15 protein-coding genes are annotated in these 19162 nt (G+C 71.9%); 6 read left to right on the top strand and 9 right to left on the bottom strand.

The window, feature by feature from the left end:
- Nucleotides 1-72: 72 nt before the first annotated feature.
- Nucleotides 73-1899: a glutamine--fructose-6-phosphate transaminase (isomerizing) gene (gene glmS, locus ACZ55A_RS05465; protein ID WP_468834120.1), complete on the bottom strand. Its 1827-nt coding sequence runs from the start codon at nucleotides 1897-1899 to the stop codon at nucleotides 73-75.
- 62 nt (nucleotides 1900-1961) lie between these two features.
- On the bottom strand, nucleotides 1962-2252 hold the full coding sequence (locus ACZ55A_RS05460; RefSeq protein WP_468834116.1) for a hypothetical protein: 291 nt from the start codon (nucleotides 2250-2252) through the stop codon (nucleotides 1962-1964).
- A 177-nt stretch (nucleotides 2253-2429) separates the two neighbouring features.
- Between ACZ55A_RS05460 and ACZ55A_RS05455 the strand changes: the two genes are divergently transcribed.
- Nucleotides 2430-4022: a beta-N-acetylhexosaminidase gene (locus ACZ55A_RS05455; protein ID WP_468834112.1), complete on the top strand. Its 1593-nt coding sequence runs from the start codon at nucleotides 2430-2432 to the stop codon at nucleotides 4020-4022.
- A gap of 115 nt (nucleotides 4023-4137) precedes the next feature.
- On the opposite strand, the gene ACZ55A_RS05450 is transcribed toward ACZ55A_RS05455, so the two are convergent.
- The 4 genes from ACZ55A_RS05450 to ACZ55A_RS05435 are packed head-to-tail and all read right to left on the bottom strand — an operon-like array spanning nucleotide 4138 to nucleotide 9903.
- Nucleotides 4138-5292 carry an acyl-CoA dehydrogenase family protein gene (locus ACZ55A_RS05450; RefSeq protein WP_468834107.1) on the bottom strand — a complete coding sequence of 385 codons (1155 nt, stop codon included), beginning with the start codon at nucleotides 5290-5292 and terminating at the stop codon, nucleotides 4138-4140.
- Between the two features lie 5 nt (nucleotides 5293-5297).
- Nucleotides 5298-6239 carry a hydroxymethylglutaryl-CoA lyase gene (locus ACZ55A_RS05445; RefSeq protein WP_468834102.1) on the bottom strand — a complete coding sequence of 314 codons (942 nt, stop codon included), beginning with the start codon at nucleotides 6237-6239 and terminating at the stop codon, nucleotides 5298-5300.
- Nucleotides 6236-8242, bottom strand: coding sequence for an acetyl/propionyl/methylcrotonyl-CoA carboxylase subunit alpha (locus tag ACZ55A_RS05440; protein WP_468834097.1), 2007 nt, complete (start codon nucleotides 8240-8242; stop codon nucleotides 6236-6238). Before ACZ55A_RS05440 ends, ACZ55A_RS05445 begins: the two co-directional genes overlap by 4 nt.
- A 17-nt stretch (nucleotides 8243-8259) precedes the next feature.
- Nucleotides 8260-9903: a carboxyl transferase domain-containing protein gene (locus tag ACZ55A_RS05435; RefSeq protein WP_468834091.1), complete on the bottom strand. Its 1644-nt coding sequence runs from the start codon at nucleotides 9901-9903 to the stop codon at nucleotides 8260-8262.
- A 134-nt stretch (nucleotides 9904-10037) separates the two neighbouring features.
- On the opposite strand from ACZ55A_RS05435, the gene ACZ55A_RS05430 reads away from it, so the two are divergent.
- From ACZ55A_RS05430 to ACZ55A_RS05420, 3 genes are all read left to right on the top strand, one after another.
- Entirely contained in the window at nucleotides 10038-10679 is a 642-nt protein-coding gene (locus ACZ55A_RS05430; RefSeq protein ID WP_468834087.1) for an SACE_7040 family transcriptional regulator, read from the top strand.
- Between the two features lie 141 nt (nucleotides 10680-10820).
- Nucleotides 10821-11978, top strand: coding sequence for an acyl-CoA dehydrogenase family protein (locus tag ACZ55A_RS05425; protein ID WP_468834081.1), 1158 nt, complete (start codon nucleotides 10821-10823; stop codon nucleotides 11976-11978).
- A gap of 32 nt (nucleotides 11979-12010) precedes the next feature.
- The gene (locus ACZ55A_RS05420; RefSeq protein WP_468834077.1) at nucleotides 12011-12901 is read left to right on the top strand and encodes an acyl-CoA thioesterase; all 891 of its coding nucleotides are present in this window, start codon (nucleotides 12011-12013) and stop codon (nucleotides 12899-12901) included.
- Between the two features lie 178 nt (nucleotides 12902-13079).
- Here ACZ55A_RS05420 and ACZ55A_RS05415 read toward each other — a convergent pair whose 3' ends face one another.
- Nucleotides 13080-13877 (bottom strand): phosphatase, encoded by a 798-nt coding sequence (locus ACZ55A_RS05415; RefSeq protein WP_468834072.1) that lies wholly within the window; start codon nucleotides 13875-13877, stop codon nucleotides 13080-13082.
- Nucleotides 13878-14143: 266 nt separating this feature from the next.
- Here ACZ55A_RS05415 and speB point away from each other — a divergent pair, with 266 nt between their 5' ends.
- Nucleotides 14144-15124: an agmatinase gene (gene speB, locus ACZ55A_RS05410; RefSeq protein WP_468834068.1), complete on the top strand. Its 981-nt coding sequence runs from the start codon at nucleotides 14144-14146 to the stop codon at nucleotides 15122-15124.
- A gap of 151 nt (nucleotides 15125-15275) precedes the next feature.
- Here speB and ACZ55A_RS05405 read toward each other — a convergent pair whose 3' ends face one another.
- Nucleotides 15276-15575 (bottom strand): hypothetical protein, encoded by a 300-nt coding sequence (locus ACZ55A_RS05405; protein WP_468834063.1) that lies wholly within the window; start codon nucleotides 15573-15575, stop codon nucleotides 15276-15278.
- A 232-nt stretch (nucleotides 15576-15807) separates the two neighbouring features.
- Entirely contained in the window at nucleotides 15808-17409 is a 1602-nt protein-coding gene (locus ACZ55A_RS05400; protein WP_468834059.1) for a helix-turn-helix domain-containing protein, read from the bottom strand.
- A gap of 200 nt (nucleotides 17410-17609) precedes the next feature.
- Here ACZ55A_RS05400 and ACZ55A_RS05395 point away from each other — a divergent pair, with 200 nt between their 5' ends.
- Nucleotides 17610-19106 carry a sodium:solute symporter family protein gene (locus ACZ55A_RS05395; protein WP_468834054.1) on the top strand — a complete coding sequence of 499 codons (1497 nt, stop codon included), beginning with the start codon at nucleotides 17610-17612 and terminating at the stop codon, nucleotides 19104-19106.
- The last annotated feature ends 56 nt before the right edge of the window (nucleotides 19107-19162 follow it).

Raw genomic sequence — 19162 nt, 5'->3', positions numbered from 1 at the left:
GGAGGCGGCGGCTCCGCGCGTAGGTGGCACGCGCGGAGCAGCCGCCGCCTCCAGGGGACGGCCCTGTGGTGCCTACTCCACCGTGACGGACTTGGCGAGGTTGCGGGGCTTGTCGATGTCCCGGCCCAGGGCCAATGCCGTGTGGTAGGCGAGCAGTTGGAGCGGAATGCCCATCAGGATCGGGTCCAGCTCGGGCTCGTTCTTCGGCACGACGATGGTGTGGTCGGCCTTCTCCTGCTCCTGGTGCGCGACGGCCAGGATGCGGCCGCTGCGGGCCTTGATCTCCTCCAGGGCGGCGCGGTTCTTCTCCAGCAGGTCGTCGTCCGGGACGATCGCCACGGTCGGCATCGCGGGCTCGATGAGCGCCAGCGGGCCGTGCTTGAGCTCGGAGGCCGGGTAGGCCTCGGCGTGGATGTACGAGACCTCCTTGAGCTTCAGCGAGGCCTCACGCGCCACCGGGTAGCCGCGCACCCGGCCGATGAACATCATCGACTTGGCGTCCGCGTACTGGGCCGCGAGCTTCTTGACCTCGGCCTCGCCCTTGAGGATCTCGTCGATCTGGCCGGGCAGCTTGCGCAGGCCCTCGATGATCCGCTTGCCGTCCGCGACGGACAGATCACGGATCCGGCCCAGGTGCAGGGCGAGCAGCGCGAAGGAGACCACCATGTTGGTGAAGCACTTGGTGGAGACCACGCAGACCTCGGGTCCTGCGTGGACGTAGATGCCGCCGTCGGTCTCCCGGGCGATCGCCGAGCCGACCACGTTGACCAGGCCCAGCACCCGCGCGCCCTTGCGCTTGAGCTCCTGGACGGCCGCCAGCACGTCGTAGGTCTCACCGGACTGGGAGACCGCCACGTACAGGGTGTCGGGGTCCACGACCGGGTTGCGGTAGCGGAACTCGGAGGCCGGCTCGGCGTCCGAGGGGATCCGGGCCAGCTCCTCGATCATCTGGGCGCCGATCTGGCCCGCGTGGTACGAGGTGCCGCAGCCCAGGATCTTCACCCGGCGCACCCCGCGCGCCTCGCGGGCGTCGAGGTTGAGGCCGCCGAGGTGCACGGTGGAGAAGCGGTCGTCGATCCGCCCGCGCAGCGCGCGGTCCACCGCGTCGGCCTGCTCGGAGATCTCCTTGTGCATGTACGTGTCGTGGCCGCCCAGGTCGTACGACTCGGCCGCGTACTCGACGGTCTCCGGCGTCGCCGTCGTACGGGAGCCCTCGGTGGTGTACGTGCGGTAGTCGTCGGCCTTGAGGGTGGCCATCTCGCCGTCGTCGAGGGTGACGACCTGGCGGGTGTGCGAGACCAGCGCGGCGACGTCGGAGGAGACGAACATCTCGTGCTCGCCGATGCCGAGGACGACCGGGGAGCCGTTGCGGGCGACCACGATCCGGTCGGGGAAGTCGGAGTGCAGCACGGCGATGCCGTAGGTGCCCTCGATGTGCCGCAGCGCCTCGCGGACCTTCTCCTCCAGCTTCTCGGCCTGGGAGCGGCCGATCAGGTGGGCCAGCACCTCGGTGTCGGTCTCGGAGGCGAACTCCACACCGTCGGCGGCGAGCTTGGCGCGCACCTCGGAGGCGTTGTCGATGATGCCGTTGTGGACGACCGCGACCTTGCCCTCGGTGTCGAGGTGCGGGTGGGCGTTCTCGTCGGTCGGCGCGCCGTGGGTGGCCCAGCGGGTGTGCGCGATGCCGGTGGTGCCGGCGAACCGCTTCGGCAGCCGGGACTCCAGCTCCCGGACCCGGCCCTTGGCCTTGGCGGTCTTCAGGCCCGCGGCCTTGCCGGTGCCGCTCGCGTGGATGGCGATCCCGGCCGAGTCGTAGCCGCGGTACTCCAGGCGCTGGAGGCCCTCCAGCAGCAGCGGAGCGACATCACGTTTGCCGATATAGCCGACGATCCCGCACATACAGTGACCCTCCGAGAAAGACGTTGTGTCGGTTGTGGTGCCCGGCGCCCGCTGTGCGGGCGTCAGCCGTAGACGAGGCGGCGCAGCTGGCGTGCCGAGAGATCGGGCGGGGCCACGGCGCGGTGCGGCATCTCGTGGCGGATCCGTTCGAAGATCTCCTCGTTGCGCAGTCCCTGGGACTGCAGCTCGCGATGGCGACGGCGGACGAACTCCTCCGTCGTCTCGTCGAAGTACGCCAGCACATCCAGCACCACCCGGGCGGCCTCACCGCGTTGCAGCGGTGTGCTGCGCACCAGGTGGTCCACCAGGTCTTCGTGCGGCGCGTCTGCGCTGCGGTTACGGCGATCGAGCACCCGTAGATACTGCGGGGCGGCGCGAAGATTCGCAAGAAATCTGCCCGGAATCGGGCAGGTACTCAGTTTGGCGGCCGGAAAGTGGTCTACACCTTGACCGGATCGGAGGCTCACGGTACGGATGGTCACCGTTCCGTCGCTCCATGCCGTGCACGACCTTCGCCGAAGGGACCGTCGATGAGACGACGAAGAATGCTCTTCTCGCTGCTGCTGGTCGCGGCGGCGGGGATGGGAACCGCCGCCGTACCGGCCCCGCAGGCCCAGGCCGCCACCGCCCCGCTCGACCGGGTCGTGCCCGCGCCGGCATCCGTGCGGCCCGGAGGCGACCCGTACACGATCAGTGACCGCACCAGGATCCGGGTGCCCGGCGGATCCGGCGAGGCCCGGAAGATCGCCGGCTATCTGGCGGACCTGCTGCGGCCGGCCACCGGCCTCGCTCTCCCGGTGACCACCAAGGACGGCAACGACGGCATCGTCCTCCGGCTCGGCGGCCGCGGCACCAAGAGCCTGGGCGCCGAGGGCTACCGGCTGACCTCCGGCAGCCGTGCGGTCACGCTCAGCGCCGGCCGGCCCGCCGGCCTCTTCCACGGCGTACAGACGCTGCGCCAGCTGCTGCCCGCGGCCGTCGAGCAGCGCACCGGGCAGCCGGGCCCCTGGAAGATCGCCGGCGGCACCATCGCCGACTCCCCGCGCTACGGCTACCGCGGCGCGATGCTCGATGTCTCCCGGCACTTCTTCACCGTCGCGCAGGTCAAGCGCTATATCGACCAGCTCGCGATGTACAAGGTCAACCGGCTGCATCTGCACCTGTCGGACGACCAGGGCTGGCGGATCGCCCTCAAATCCTGGCCCCGCCTGGCGACCTACGGCGGCTCCACCCAGGTGGGCGGCGGCCCCGGCGGCTACTACACCAAGGACGACTACCGCGAGATCGTCCGCTACGCCGCCGACCGCTATCTGACCGTCGTCCCCGAGATCGACATGCCGGGCCACACCAACGCCGCGCTGGCCTCCTACGCCGAGCTCAACTGCAACGGCCAGGCGCCGCCCCTCTACACCGGCACCAACGTCGGCTTCAGCTCGCTGTGCGTGCCGAAGAAGGTGACCTACGACTTCATCGACGACGTCATCCGCGAGATCGCGGCGCTCACCCCGGGCCCGTACCTCCACATCGGCGGCGACGAGGCGCACTCCACCAGCCACGCGGACTATGTGGCCTTCATGGACAAGGTGCAGCCGGTGGTCGCCAAGTACGGCAAGACCGCGATCGGCTGGCACCAGCTGACCGGCGCCCGCCCGGCGAAGGGCGCCGTCGCCCAGTACTGGGGCTACGACAAGACGAGCGCGGACGAGCAGGCCCAGGTCGCGAACGCGGCGAAGAACGGCACCCGTCTGATCCTCTCGCCCGCCGACCGCGCCTACCTCGACATGAAGTACGACAAGGACACGCCGCTGGGCCTGTCCTGGGCCGGCTACGTCGGCGCCAGGCGCTCCTACGAGTGGGACCCGGGCCGCTACCTCAAGGGCGCGCCCGCGGAGTCGATTCTGGGTGTCGAGGCGCCCCTGTGGTCGGAGACCCTGTCGACCTCCGCGCACATCGAGTACATGGCCTTCCCGCGGCTGCCCGGCATCGCGGAGCTCGGCTGGTCCCCGGCGGACCACCACGACTGGGACACGTACAAGGTGCGGCTGGCCGCCCAGGGCCCCCGCTGGGACGCGCTGGGCATCCACTACTACCGCTCGCCGGAAGTGCCCTGGCCCGCTGCGTAACGGTGCGCGCCACAACGTGGTGAGCCCCGGAATACCACCCGAGCCCACCACGTTGTGGCCCCGTAGGGGGCGCTCGCACCCCCTACGGGATCTGTTCGGCCGCGCCTTAAGGGATCTAGACCCCCAACTCCCGTGCGATCAGCATCCGCTGGACCTCGCTGGTGCCCTCGCCGATCTCCAGGATCTTGGAGTCCCGCCACATCCGGGCGACCGGGTACTCGTTCATGAAGCCGTAGCCGCCGTGGATCTGGGTGGCCTCGCGGGCGTTGTCCACCGCGATCTCGGAGGAGTAGAGCTTGGCGAGCGCGGCCTCCTTCTTGAAGGGTTCGCCGTGCACCAGCCGGGAGGCGGCATCACGCCAGGACAGCCGGGAGGTGTGGGCGCGCATCTCCATGTCGGCGAGCTTGAACTGGATCGCCTGGTTGGCGCCGATCGGCCGCCCGAAGGCCTCCCGCTCCTTGGCGTAGGCCACCGACTCGTCCACACAGCCCTGCGCCAGGCCGGTGGCCAGCGCCGCAATGGCGATCCGGCCCTCGTCGAGGATGCGCAGGAACTGGGCGTAGCCGCGGCCCTCCTCGCCCAGGAGGTTGGCGGCCGGGACCCGTACGTCGGAGAACGACAGCTCCCGGGTGTCGGAGGCGTTCCAGCCGACCTTGGAGTACGGGGCGCCGACCGTGAAGCCCGGGGTGCCGGACGGCACGATGATCGAGGAGATCAGCGGGCTGCCGTCCGCCTTGCGGCCGGTGACCGCGGTGACCGTGACCAGACCGGTGATGTCGGTACCGGAGTTGGTGATGAAGCACTTGCTGCCATTGATCACCCAGCTGTCGCCGTCGCGCACCGCGGTGGTCCGCGTGGCGCCCGCGTCGGAGCCGCCGTCCGGCTCGGTGAGGCCGAAGGCGCCCAGCATCTTGCCGCTGCACAGCTTGGGCAGCCAGGCGCGCTTCTGCTCCTCCGTGCCGAAGTGGTAGATCGGCATGGCGCCGAGCGAGACGCCGGCTTCCAGGGTGATGGCCACCGAGGAGTCGACCCGGGCCAGCTCCTCCAGGGCGATGCCGAGCGCGAGGTAGTCGCCGCCCATCCCGCCGTACTCCTCGGGGAACGGCAGGCCGAACAGGCCCATCCGGCCCATCTCCTGCACGATCTCGTACGGGAACGCATGCTGCTCGTAGTACTCGCCGATCTTCGGGGCGACGACGTCATGCGCGAACGCCTCGACCGTACGCCGGAGTTCTTCCAGCTCATCGGGGAGTCGGTGGTCCAGGGACATGGGGGTCACTCCTTGGGGGCGAGGGCTCGGAGGGTGCGCGAGGGGCTGGGGCGGCCCAGTACGCCGGCCATCCACCCGCTGGTGGCGGTCAGCCGGTCCAGGTCGACCCCGGTCTCGATGCCGAGGCCGTGCAGCATCCACACGAGGTCTTCGGTGGCGAGGTTGCCGGTGGCGCTCTTGGCGTACGGGCAGCCGCCGAGGCCGCCCGCCGAGGCGTCGACGGTGGTGACGCCGTGCTGGAGCGCGGCGAAGGTGTTGGCGAGGGCCTGCCCGTAGGTGTCGTGGAAGTGGACGCCCAGGCGGGAGGTGGGCACGCCGGCCTCGTCGAGGGAGGAGAGCAGCTGCTGGACGTGGCCCGGGGTGGCCACGCCGATGGTGTCGCCCAGGCTCAGTTCGTCACAGCCCATGTCGAGCAGCGCCCGGCACACCCGTACGGTCTGCGCGAGCGGCACCGGGCCCTCCCAGGGGTCGCCGAAGCACATCGAGAGGTAGCCGCGGACATGCACCTCGGCGTCCTTGGCGCGTGCGACGACCGGTGCGAACATCGCCAGCGCCTCGTCGACCGTGCGGTTGAGGTTGGCCTTGGCGAAGGACTCGGTGGCGCTGGCGAAGACCGCGATCCGGCGGGCCCCCAGGGCCAGCGCGCGGTCCAGCCCGCGGTCGTTGGGCACCAGCACCGGCAGCCGGTCCGGGTCGAGGTCGGCCAGCTGCGGGAACAGCTGCTCGGCGTCGGCGAGTTGGGGTACCCACTTGGGGTGCACGAAGCTGGTGGCCTCGACGAACGGCAGACCGGCCTCGGCGAGCCGGTGGATGAACTCGGCCTTGATCTCCGTCGGGACGACGGTCTGCTCGTTCTGTAGGCCGTCGCGCGCCCCGACCTCATGGATCCGTACGCGGGCGGGCAGCCCCTCCGCCCCGATCTCCATCGGCAGTCCTGCTGCGGTCATGACGTGCCCTCCTGCTCGCTCCCGGGAGCGCCCGCGGACGCCGCCGCGGACTGCCCGGGGCTCTCGTGCGGGGCGATCACCGCCAGGATCTGGTCCATGGCGACGGTGGTGCCCGCGGTGACGTCCAGTTCGGCGACCGTGCCGGCGTGCGGCGCGGAGATCACGTGCTCCATCTTCATCGCCTCCACCACCAGCAGGCCCTGCCCGGCGGCCACCTCGTCGCCGACCGCGACCTTGACGACGGTGACGGTGCCGGGCATCGGGGCGGCCAGGGTCTCCGCCCCGTGCACCCCGGCGGCGCCGCGCAGCGCCGCCGCCACCGGGTCGTGATCGGTCACCTGCCAGGAGTCGCCGTCCCGGCCGAGCCAGTCGCCGCTGCGGTGGAAGGTGTGCACGACCCCGTCCACGGTGACGCGTACGTGTCCCGGCCCGACCTGGCCGCCCTCGGCGCCCGGCCGTACGTCCCAGGGCACCGGGTCATGGCCGGGCACCCGCAGCCAGTGGCGGACCGGGGCGGGCTCCCCGCCGAGGCGGAAGCCGCTGGGTGCGGCGAACGGATCGCGCCAGCCGCCGTCGGCCACCGCCGGTTCCAGGGCCGCCTGCCGCACCGCCGCGGCCGCCGCATACACCTCCTCGGGTACGCCGCCGTCGACCAGCCCGGCCACCTCCCGCTCCACCAGCCCGGTGTCCAGCTCGCCGGAGACCACGTCCGGGTGGGCCAGCAGCCGCCGCAGGAAACCGGCGTTGGTGGTCACTCCGAGGGTGACGGTCTGCGCCAGCGCGGCCCGCAGCCGGCGCAGTGCGGTGGCGCGGTCCGGGCCGTGGGCGATGACCTTGGCGAGCATCGGGTCGTAGCGGCTGCCGACCTCCACACCCTCCAGCAGGCCGGAGTCCGTGCGCACCCCGTCCCCCTGGACCTCGTGCAGCGTCAGCACCGTGCCGCCGGTCGGCAGGAAGTCGCGGCTGGGGTCCTCGGCGCACAGCCGCGCCTCGACGGCGTGCCCGTTGAGGGCGATGTCGTCCTGGGCGAACGGGAGATGCTCACCGGCCGCGGTCCGCAGCTGCCACTCCACCAGGTCCAGGCCCGTGACCAGCTCGGTGACCGGGTGCTCGACCTGGAGGCGGGTGTTCATCTCCATGAAGAAGTACGACGCCGGGTCCTTGCCGGGGACGATGAACTCGACGGTGCCGGCACCGCGGTAGCCGCAGGAGCGGGCCGCCTGGACGGCCGCCTCGCCCATCGCGGCGCGGGTCGCTTCGTCCAGCAGGACCGACGGGGCCTCCTCGATGATCTTCTGGTGCCGCCGCTGGAGGGAGCACTCGCGCTCGCCGAGGTGGAGGACGTTGCCGTGGCCGTCGGCCAGGACCTGGATCTCGATGTGCCGGGGCCGGTCGATCCAGCGCTCGACGAGCAGGGTGTCATCGCCGAAGGAGGAGCGGGCCTCGCGGCGGGCGGCGGCGATCTCGTCGGCGAGCAGCGCCTCCTCGCGCACCAGCCGCATGCCCTTGCCGCCGCCGCCCGCGGACGGCTTGAGCAGCACGGGCATCCCGATCTCCCGTGCGGCCGCGGCCAGTTGGCCGTCGTCCAGACCGCTGCCCGAGGAGCCGGGGACGACCGGGACCCCGGCCGTACGCACCGTCTCCTTGGCGCGGATCTTGTCGCCCATCAGCTCGATGGCCTCGGCGGGCGGACCGATGAAGACCAGTCCGGCGTCCGCACAGGCCCGTGCGAAACCGGCGTTCTCGGCGAGGAAGCCATAGCCGGGGTGGACCGCCTGCGCGCCGGTCCGGGCGGCCGCGTCCAGCAGCCGCTCCACCGACAGATAGCTCTCGGCGGCCGGCGCGGGACCGATCCGTACGGCCGTGTCGGCCTCCCGTACATGCCGGGAGTCCGCGTCCGCATCGCTGTAGACGGCGATGGAGCGGATGCCGAGGGCGCGCAGCGTACGGATGACACGGACCGCGATCTCGCCGCGATTGGCGACCAGGACACTGTCGAACATTGACGATGACATCCCTCTCACATCCGGAAGACGCCGAAGCTGGGCTCGCCCAGCGGGGCGTTGGCACAGGCGGTCAGCGCCAGCCCCAGCACCTGCCGGGTCTCCAGCGGGTCGATCACGCCGTCGTCCCACAGCCGCGCGGTGGCGTAGTAGGCGTTGCCCTGGGTCTCGTACTGCTCGCGCACCGGCGCCTTGAAGGCGGCCTCGTCCTCGGCGCTCCACTCCTCGCCGCGGGCCTCGAGCTGGTCGCGTTTGACGGTGGCGAGGACGGAGGCGGCCTGTTCGCCGCCCATCACCGAGATCTTGGCGTTGGGCCACATCCACAGAAAGCGCGGTGAATAGGCCCGGCCGCACATCGAGTAGTTGCCCGCCCCGTAGGAGCCGCCGATGACGACCGTCAGCTTCGGGACCCGGGCGCAGGCCACCGCGGTCACCATCTTCGCGCCGTGTTTGGCGATCCCGCCCGCCTCGTACGAGCGGCCGACCATGAAGCCGGAGATGTTCTGGAGGAAGAGCAGCGGGATGCCGCGCTGGTCGCACAGCTCGATGAAGTGCGCGCCCTTCTGGGCGGATTCGGAGAACAGGATGCCGTTGTTGGCGATGACGCCGACCGGATGGCCGTGGAGGTGCGCGAAGCCGGTGACCAGCGTCGTGCCGTACTCCGCCTTGAACTCGGCGAACCGCGAGCCGTCCACGATCCGCGCGATCACCTCGCGCACGTCATAGGGCGTACGGGAGTCCACCGGCACCACGCCGTACAGCCCGGCCGGATCGACCGCGGGCTCCTCGACCGGCCGCACCGTCCAGGGCAGCGGCGCCCGCTCGCCGAGGGTGGAGACGATGGTGCGCACGAGGCGCAGCGCATGGGCGTCGTCCTCGGCGAGGTGGTCGGTGACGCCGGAGGTCTTGGCGTGCACCTCGCCGCCGCCCAGCTCCTCGGCGGTGACCACCTCGCCGGTGGCGGCCTTCACCAGCGGCGGTCCGCCCAGGAAGATCGTGCCCTGGTTCCGTACGATCACCGCCTCGTCGCTCATGGCGGGGACGTAGGCACCGCCGGCGGTGCAGGACCCCAGCACGGCGGCGATCTGCGGAATGCCCGCCCCCGACATCCGCGCCTGGTTGTAGAAGATCCGGCCGAAGTGCTCGCGGTCGGGGAAGACCTCGTCCTGCATCGGCAGGAAGGCGCCGCCGGAGTCGACGAGGTACAGACAGGGCAGCCGGTTCTCCAGGGCCACCTCCTGGGCCCGCAGATGCTTCTTGACCGTCATCGGGTAGTACGTGCCGCCCTTGACCGTGGCGTCGTTGGCGACGATCACCACCTCGCGGCCGGAGACCCGCCCGATGCCGGCGATCACCCCGGCGGCCGGTGCGGCCCCGCCGTACATCCCCTCCGCGGCCAGCGGCGCCAGCTCCAGGAACGGCGAGCCGGGATCCAGCAGGGCGTCGACCCGGTCGCGGGGCAGCAGCTTGCCGCGGGCGGTGTGCCGGGCCCTGGCCTTCTCGCCGCCGCCCAGCCGGGCCGCGGCGAGCTTCTCGCGCAGCTCGGCGGCGAGCTCGCGGTGCGCGGCCTCGTTGGCCTTCCAGGAGTCGGACGCCGGGTCGTCCCTGGGACTTCGCCCGAGGGGACCCCCGTCGCTTCCCAGCACCGGTGCCTGCTCCATCTTTACGAGCCCCCTTGCTCGGTCGACCGCCCCGGCTCCGCGCGCCGCGGCGGCCGGGCCATCCGGGTTAATGGGCGTTAACCTCATTTCCTTCAGGTTAACGAGCACTAACCCGGCTGTCTACAATCGACGGCATGAGTAATGCGCAGGCCTCCGCCCCGACCAGCCGCCGCGAGCAGATCCTCAAGGAGGCCGCCCGGCTCTTCGCCGAGCGCGGCTTCCACGGCGTGGGTGTGGATGAGATAGGGGCGGCCGTGGGGATCTCCGGCCCCGGCCTCTACCGGCACTTCGCCGGCAAGGACGCGATGCTGGCCGAGCTGCTGGTCGGGATCAGTGAGCGGCTGCTGGCCGGCGGCCGGATGCGGGTCGCGGAGGGCGGTGAGAGCCCCGAGGCGGTGCTGAACGCGCTGATCGACGGCCATATCGACTTCGCGCTGGACGACCGGCCGCTGATCACCGTGCACGACCGTGAGCTGGACCGGCTGCGTGAGGCCGACCGCAAGCGGGTGCGCCAGCTCCAGCGGCAGTACGTCGAGCTGTGGGTGGACGTGGTCCGGCAGGTCCACCCGGGCCCCTCCGAGTCCCAGGCCCGCGCCGCCGTGCACGCCGTCTTCGGCCTGCTCAACTCCACCCCCCACCTGGGCCGCCCCGGCTCCCTTCCGGGCCGTACGGAGATGGCCGAGCTGCTGCACCGGCTGGCGGTGGGGGCGTTCGGCGCGGTCGCGGAGGAGCCGGCGGCGGGGGAGCAGGTGCCGGCCGGGGTGCCGGGCGCGTAGCTCCCCGGCGGGGTACCGCGCGGGGAGCCCGTACGGGTTTTCGTTGACCTCTGGACAGCCTTGGTGACCGGCCGGTAGCTTTCGCTGAGCAAGCGCTTAGACAGGTGCTTGGCCCGGCGACCAGGAGGAGGCGACGTAGCAATGCGCCGTACGGTGTTCAACGAGGACCACGAGGCGTTCCGCGCGACCATACGCGCCTTCATCGAGGCCGAGGTCGTCCCCGTCTACGACGACTGGTTCGCCGCCGGCCAGACCCCGCGCGACTTCTACCACAAGCTCGCCGAACTGGGCGTCTTCGGCATCCGGGTCCCCGAGGAGTACGGCGGCGCCGGCATCGACTCGCACAAGTTCGAGGCCGTCATGTACGAGGAGACCGCCCGCGCGGGCGTCACCTTCGGCGGCTCCGGCGTGCATGTGCTCCTCGGCCTCCCGTACATCGAGATGCTCGCCACCGACGAGCAGAAGAAGCGCTACCTGCCCAAGTTCGTCACCGGCGAGGAGATGTGGGCCCTCGCGATGACCGAGCCGGGCACCGGCTCCGACGTCGCGGGCATGAAGACCACCGCCAAGCTCAACGACGAGGGCACGCACTACGTCCTCAACGGCGCCAAGACCTTCATCACCGGCGGTGTGCACGCCGACCGGGTGATCGTCTGCGCCCGTACCTCCGCGCCGCGCGAGGACGACCGCCGCTTCGGCATCTCCCTGTTCGCCGTCGACACGAAGTCCGAGGGCTACTCCGTCGGCCGCAAGCTCGACAAGCTCGGCCTGAAGGTCTCCGACACCGCCGAGCTGGCCTTCGTCGACGTCAAGGTGCCGGTCGAGGACCTGCTCGGCGAGGAGAACAAGGGCTTCCACTACCTCGGCCAGAACCTGCCCTCCGAGCGCTGGGGCATCGCCTTCGGCGCCTACGCCCAGGCCAAGGCCGCCATCCGGTTCGCCCAGCAGTACGTGCAGGAGCGCACCGTCTTCGGCAAGACGGTCGCCTCGTTCCAGAACACCAAGTTCGAACTGGCCGCTTGCCAGGCCGAGGTGGACGCCGCCGAAGCCGTCGCCGACCGCGCCCTCGAAGCCCTCGACGCGGGCGAACTGACGCCCGCCGAGGCCGCCTCGGCCAAGCTGTTCTGCACCGAGGTCGCCCACCGCGTCATCGACCGCTGCCTCCAACTGCACGGCGGCTACGGCTTCATGAACGAGTACCCCATCGCCCGCCTCTACGCCGACAACCGCGTCAACCGCATCTACGGCGGCACCAGCGAGGTCATGAAGTCCATCATCGCCAAGTCCATGGGCCTGTAGGCCCGGACCGGACGCCCACAGGTCATACGCACGTGAACGACGCACTGGAGTCGCTGCTCGATCTGCTCTCCCTGGAGCGGATCGAGCAGGACATCTTCCGCGGCCAGAGCCGTGCCTCGGTCGTGCCCCGGGTCTTCGGCGGCCAGGTCGCCGCGCAGGCCCTGGTCGCGGCCGGGCGCACGGTCCCCGCCGACCGGCCGCCGCACTCCCTGCACGCGTACTTCCTGCGCCCCGGCGACCCCGGCGCACCCATCGTCTACACCGTCGACCGCATCCGCGACGGCCGGTCCTTCACCACCCGCCGGGTCGTCGCCGTCCAGCACGGCCAGCCGGTCTTCCACCTCTCCGCGTCCTTCCAGACACACGAGGAGGGGCTGGAGCACCAGGAGCCGATGCCGCCGGCACCGGACCCGGCGGAGCTGCCCACCGCCGCCGAGATGCTGCCCCGCCACGCCGAACGGTTCCTCGCCCCGGAGGTCGCCGAGCGGCTGCTGGAGGCCCGGGCCGCGATCGACCTGCGGTACGTGGACGAGCCGCCGTACGTCACCGTCGGCGAGGTGCGCGACCCCCGCTCCCAGGTCTGGTTCCGCACCCACGGCAAGCTCGACGACGACGGCGACATCCCCCGCCCCCTCCTCGACATCTGCCTGGTCACCTACGTCTCCGACATGACCCTGCTGGACTCGATCCTGCTCGCGCACGGCCGGGGCGGCTGGGCGGTCGGCGACGTGGTCGGCGCGAGCCTGGACCACGCGATGTGGTTCCACCGTCCGCTGCGCGCCGACGAGTGGCTGCTCTACGACCAGGAGTCCCCCACCGCCCAGGCCGGCCGGGGCCTGGGTAAGGGCCGCATCTTCACGGCCGACGGCCGGCTGGCGGTCTCGGTGATCCAGGAGGGCGTGATCCGGGTGCCGCGCGGCTAGCGGGGGCGGGGGCGGGGGCGGGGCGTGACCGGGTGCCCCGGGAATACCGTCCTGCGCTGCCCCGTTGTGGCCCCGCAGGGGGCGCTTGCATCCCCTACGGGATCTGTTCGCCCCAGCCCTAGGGTCCTGGGGCCCGCCCGCTCAGACCCGGCCCGCCCGCCCGGGCCGGTCCGTCCGCTCAGGCCAGTCCGGCCGCGTCCAGCAGATAGGCGGTCAGCGGGTCGTAGTAGCGCGGGCTGAGGACGTGGTCGTCCAGGGGGATGGTCACCTGGAGGGTGCCCTCGGCCTCGGCCAGGAAGAGCGCCGGGTCGTTGCAGTCCGCGAAGCCGACCGCCTCGATGCCCCGCTGGGCCGCGCAGCCCGCCCAGCCGTGATCGGCCATCACCAGGTCCGGCAGCGGGGAACCGTCCCGCTCCAGCCGGTCGAGGATCGCGGCCATCGGCTCGGGGGAGTGGGTGTGCCACAGCGTCGCCCCGCGCTCCAGCATCGCCACATCGGCGAACTGGAAGACCAAGCCGTCGTCCGCCTGGAGCCCGTCCGGGATGACGACGATCTCGCAGCCCGCCGCGCGCAGCGCCTGCGCCGTCGCCCGGTGCACATCGAGCAGCCCGCCCGGGTGGCCGGTCGCGAACAGCACCCGCTGCTTGTCGGCGGCCGCCTTGCGCAGCACCGCGGCCGTACGGTCCAGCGCGTCCACGGTCAGCTCGGGGTCGATGGTGTCCTGCCCCTGCCGGTGGTGCGGGTCGTCGTTCACCCCGCAGCGCTCGGCCATCACGGCCAGTACGTCCTGCTCGTCCGCCCATCGGTCGCCGAACTCCAGGCCGAACCAGTAGTGGCGGTCGCCGTTGGCGAGTCTGCGGTAGTGGGCGAGGTTGTTCTCGCGGGGAGTGGCGACGTCGCCGGCGATACGGGTGCGGATGAGATGGTCGACGAGTTCGGCGCGCGAGGGGGCGGCGGCTGCGGAGGCTATGGGCATAGCGCCATTGTGCCCGGACGGATGTTTTGGGGCCGGGGAGTTCCGTACCCCGGACGGATGGAGGGACGCAGGGACGCAGGGACACAGGGCGGGCGGGTGCGGATGCCGGGGCGGCCGTATCGCAGCCCGGACGCCCCCGGAGGCCGTCAAGCGGGCCCGGCCACTTCGCCCGCTGGGGGTCCGCTGGCCAAAATGTCGAATGCTCTGGCGATCTCTGACGTAAATGTCCATGGGCCGACGCTGTCGCCATCCCTACCCTCGGCCTCATGACCACCGCAGCCAGCGCCTCCAACGGGCCCGTCGGCCCCATCGACTCCTCCCGCGTCCCGCGCTACGCCGGGCCGGCCACCTTCGCCCGTCTGCCCCGCCTCGACGAGGTCGGCGGCCGGGCCGATGTCGCCGTTGTCGGTGTCCCCTTCGACACCGGCGTCTCCTACCGCCCCGGCGCCCGCTTCGGTGGCAACGCCATCCGCGAGGCCTCGCGTCTGCTGCGCCCGTACAACCCGGCGCAGGACGCCTCCCCCTTCGCCCTCGCGCAGGTCGCCGACGCCGGTGACATCGCGGCGAACCCGTTCAACATCAACGAGGCCGTGGAGACGGTCGAGGCCGCCGCGGACGAGCTGCTGGCCAGTGGCGCCCGGATGATGACCCTGGGCGGTGATCACACCATCGCCCTCCCGCTGCTCCGCTCGGTCGCCAAGAAGCACGGCCCGGTCGCGCTGCTGCACTTCGACGCCCATCTGGACACCTGGGACACGTACTTCGGCGCCGAGTACACCCACGGCACCCCGTTCCGCCGCGCCGTCGAGGAGGGCATCCTCGACACCTCCGCGCTCTCCCACGTCGGCACCCGCGGCCCGCTCTACGGCAAGAAGGACCTCGACGACGACGAGAAGATGGGCTTCGGCATCGTCACCTCGGCGGACGTCATGCGGCGGGGAGTGGACGAGGTCGCCGACCAGCTCCGGCAGCGCATCGGTGACCGTCCGCTGTACATCTCCATCGACATCGACGTGCTCGACCCGGCGCACGCGCCCGGCACCGGCACCCCCGAGGCAGGAGGTCTGACCTCCCGCGAACTGCTGGAGATCCTGCGCGGGCTGGCCTCCTGCAACCTGGTCTCGGCCGATGTCGTCGAGGTCGCCCCGGCCTACGACCATGCGGAGATCACCTGTGTGGCCGCCTCGCACACGGCGTACGAGCTGACGACGATCATGTCGCGGCAGATCGCCGCCGCGCGCGGCTGACGGCCGGCGGGCGGGCGGCCGCTTCTGCCCGGTCCCGGTCCCGGTCCCGCTTCCCGGTCCCGTTCCCGGTCCCGATCCCGTTCTTGTTCGGCCTGCGGTGTTCCAACGCCCCTGATTTCTCATGGCGTTGAGTGGCATAGGGGCGTGGGCGTCACTGGACGTCGACCACCGGCTCCGGGGGGAAGTTGGGCACGGCGGTCACCTCGCCGTTGAGCTTGGAGACGACGATGCTGTTGCCGCCGGGGGTCTGCGGCGGGGCGGTCGGGTCGTCCGGGGCCGGCCAGCCGGTGTGGATGAGGTAGCCCGCGGCGAATTCGTGGATGAGGGGGGAGGGCGGCCCGTGGGGGGCGTCGGCCGGCGGGAGCGGCGGCCGGGCGGCTGCGCTCGTCGGCGCGCTCCTGGGGGCATTCCCAGGAGCGCTGCCGTTGCGGTGCTCGGCCGGGTCCGTCATGGCAGGTCCCTCCCGTGTGGCGAGGCGAGCCGTGGGCAGTGACTCGGAGTCAACCTAACCGACGCGGCAGCGGAGAGGGATGGTTCGGCAGGCCATCTCCTGCGTACCGCCGCGAGCTGGACTGCTACGGGCCGTGTGCTCCTGGGGTCCCACGGGCCGTGCGCTCCTGAACTCCCGCGCTCTCCCCGCACTTCTCTCCCCTTCTCGGCCTTTCCCCTTCCCCCTTCCCTCCTCACCCCTGGCCGGCGTCCCGGTCCAGGCACCTCAGCGCGAACCACAGCTCCATGCGGACGTCGGCATCGTCGAGGTCGGTGCCGAGGAGGGTGGCGATACGGGCGATGCGCTGGCGGACGGTGTTGCGGTGGATGCCCAGTGACGTCGCCGTGCGGTCCCAACTTCCATGCAGCGAGAGCCAGTTGTGGAGGGTCGGGAGGAGGGCCGGGGAGTCGGTCAGCGGGGCGAGCAGGGCCTCGGCGTGCTGCCGGGCCTCGGTGGGGGCGATCAGGGACGTGACGCTGTGCGGGCCGGGGGCGCGATGGCGTACGAGGGGGGTGTGCCGGGCGAGGGCGCGGCGCAGGGCGGTGGCGGCGTTCCGGTCGGCGGCCGGCAACTCCTCGACCGGGACGGGTTCGCTGACGCCGAGCGTCCAGCCGCGGTGCGCGCTGATGTCGCGGTCGGCCGGTACCAGGGCCCGCAGGGCGGTGCCCGCGGTCCCGTTGTCCCCCGGTTGCGGAGCGATGAGCGAGGTGCCCAGCGCGGCGGCCAGGGTGGCCATGTCCGCCTCGTCCGCTGCCGTTTCCCGGCGGCGCTCGGCGTGCACAACTCTCCAGAGGGGAGCGCCGAGGAGCGGGGCGATATCGGCCGGGCCGGCGCCGGTGAGCAGCTGTACCAGGGCGGCGGAGTGCGCGGCGTCGGGCGCACCGCGACGGGCGGTGGGGCCGGTGATCAGCGACAGGAGCACGGCGGCGACGCCCGCGATGGTGTGCGCGGGCGGATCGTGCGGATCGGTGGCGACCACCAGCGCGAGCGCCTGGGGCCTCGGAGCGCGCCCCGTCAGCGCGTACGCGGACAGCTGTGTGCCCGGGCGGGTCCGGGTGCCCGGGAGGGTGTCGGTGGCGGAGGACGGCCCGCCGGCTCCGCTGTGTGCTCCGGGCCCGGCGCCGTCCCCGCCGACGACCTGGGCGAGCCGGCCGGCGGCGGCCCGTACGGCGTCGGCGGGGCGGGCGCCGGCCGAGCCGTGCTCCGTGCCGTCCGGGGCGAGCAGCGCGGTCCAGCCGTGGACATGGCGGGCCAGCGCGCGCAGGACGGCGAGGGCGGGATCGCGGCGGGCGGCGGCCGCGGCCAGGGCGCGCTGTGCCTCGCCGATCCGGGTCAGCTCGCGGTGCCGGGCCTCCGTCACGGCCTGCCATACGGCGCTCTCCACGGCCGTGAACGGGGTCCCCGCGGGCACCTCGACCAGCGGCAGACCGTGCCGGTCGCAGGCCGCCACCAGCGCGCGGGGCACTGTGTCGTGCACGGGCGCGATCCCGAAGCCGAGGGCGGCGGCCCCGGCCGCGACGGTACGGGCCGCATAGCCGTCGAGGTACGCGTCGAGGGCGGCTTCGGGGTCCGCGCCGGCCCCCGCGGTCACCTCCGCCAGATGCACCCCCGCCGTCAGCAGCATCTCGCCGCCCAGGAGGTACGGCACCGGGTCGGCCATCTCGGAGGTGTGCACCCAGTGGATCGCGACGCCCTCGCGCGGGCCGGCGATCTGGCGCAGGCCCAGATCCGTGCGGGCGAGGAGATCGGCCAGGGGGACCGGCGGCGTGGACGGCGGAGGCATCGGGTGCGGCATGTGCGAAACGTCCATACGAAGGGCGAGCGGGTGGAGGAAACGTACACTTCAGCGTCGTCCTGCCGCCTCCTAGGGTCAACCCCCAGGACGCGGCGCTCGGCGGGACCCCCCGCTCGCTGAGCGCCCGTCGCTCTCGCCCCAAGCCCCCCTCACCCCCTCGCTCCCCTCGCCTCCCCGGGCGCAGCTTGAAGGGATGGCCCATGGCTGTCGACTATGCGGTGATCGTGCTCTATCTGGCCGGAATGCTCGCCATGGGCTGGTGGGGAATGCGGCGCGCCAAATCGAAGAGCGACTTCCTGGTCGCGGGGCGCCGCCTCGGCCCCGCGATGTACTCGGGAACGATGGCGGCGATCGTGCTCGGCGGCGCCTCCACCATCGGCGGCGTGGGGCTCGGCTACCAATACGGTCTGTCCGGCGCCTGGATGGTCTTCACCATCGGGCTCGGGCTGCTCGCGCTGAGCGTCTTCTTCTCGGCCCGGATCGCCCGGCTGAAGGTCTACACGGTCTCCGAGATGCTGGACCTGCGCTACGGCGGATCCGCCGGGATCATCTCCGGCGTCGTCATGTGGGCGTACACGCTGATGCTGGCGGTCACCTCCACCATCGCCTACGCGACCATCTTCGATGTGCTCTTCGGCCTGGACCGGTCCCTCTCGATCATCCTCGGCGGGGCGATCGTCGTCGCGTACTCGACGCTCGGCGGCATGTGGTCGATCACCCTCACCGACATGGTCCAGTTCGTCGTCAAGACGATCGGTGTGCTGCTGCTCCTGCTGCCCATCGCCGTCATCAAGGCGGGCGGCTTCGCCGAGATGAAGGCGCAGCTGCCGGGCGACTACTTCGCGCCCCTCGGCATAGGCGGCCAGACGGTCTTCACGTACGTACTGATCTACTCCTTCGGCATGCTCATCGGGCAGGACATCTGGCAGCGGGTGTTCACCGCGCGCAGCGACAAGGTCGCCCGGCTCGGCGGCACCGCGTCCGGTACGTACTGTCTGGTCTACGCGCTCGCCGGCGCGGTCATCGGCACCGCGGCCAAGGTGCTCTACCCGCATCTGGGCAGCCCGGACGACGCCTTCGCGACGGTCGTCAAGGACGCGCTGCCGATGGGAGCGCGCGGGCTGGTGCTGGCGGCGGCGCTGTCCGCGGTGATGTCCACGTCCTCGGGCGCGCTGATCGCCTGTGCCACGGTCGCCAACAACGACATCTGGGCCCGGCTGAAGGGCGTGGCGAGGCGACGGGCCGCCGCGCAGGACCAGGCCGCCGCGCACCAGCCGCACGACGAGGTCCGCGGCAACCGGGTCTTCATCCTCCTGATGGGCCTCGCGGTCATCGTCATCGCGATCGCGCTCAACAATGTCGTCGAGGCGCTCACCGTCGCCTACAACCTGCTGGTCGGCGGCCTGTTGGTGCCGATCCTGGGCGGCCTGCTGTGGAAGCGCGGTACGGCGGCGGGCGCGCTCGCCGCGGTCGCGCTGGGCGGTCTGACCGTCATCGGCCTGATGCTCTCGCTCGGTGTCCTCGCCAACGAGCCCATCTACTACGGGCTGATCGCCTCGCTCGTGGCCTACGTGGTGGTCAGCCTGGCCACCAGGCCGACGGACGCCGCGGTGCTGGACGCCTGGCGCGCCCGTCTGGCCGGCCGTACGGACGCGGGAGCGGCCCTGTCCGACGCGGCACCGCTGTCCGGCGTCTGACGGGCGCTACGGCGCCCTGCGGACCCTCACAACGATCTGACGGGCACTACGGCCGC

This window comes from Streptomyces sp. NPDC034111 (assembly GCF_055575375.1).
Note: the sequence above shows the minus strand (reverse complement) of the source record. Positions and strands in the feature narration are given on the sequence as shown.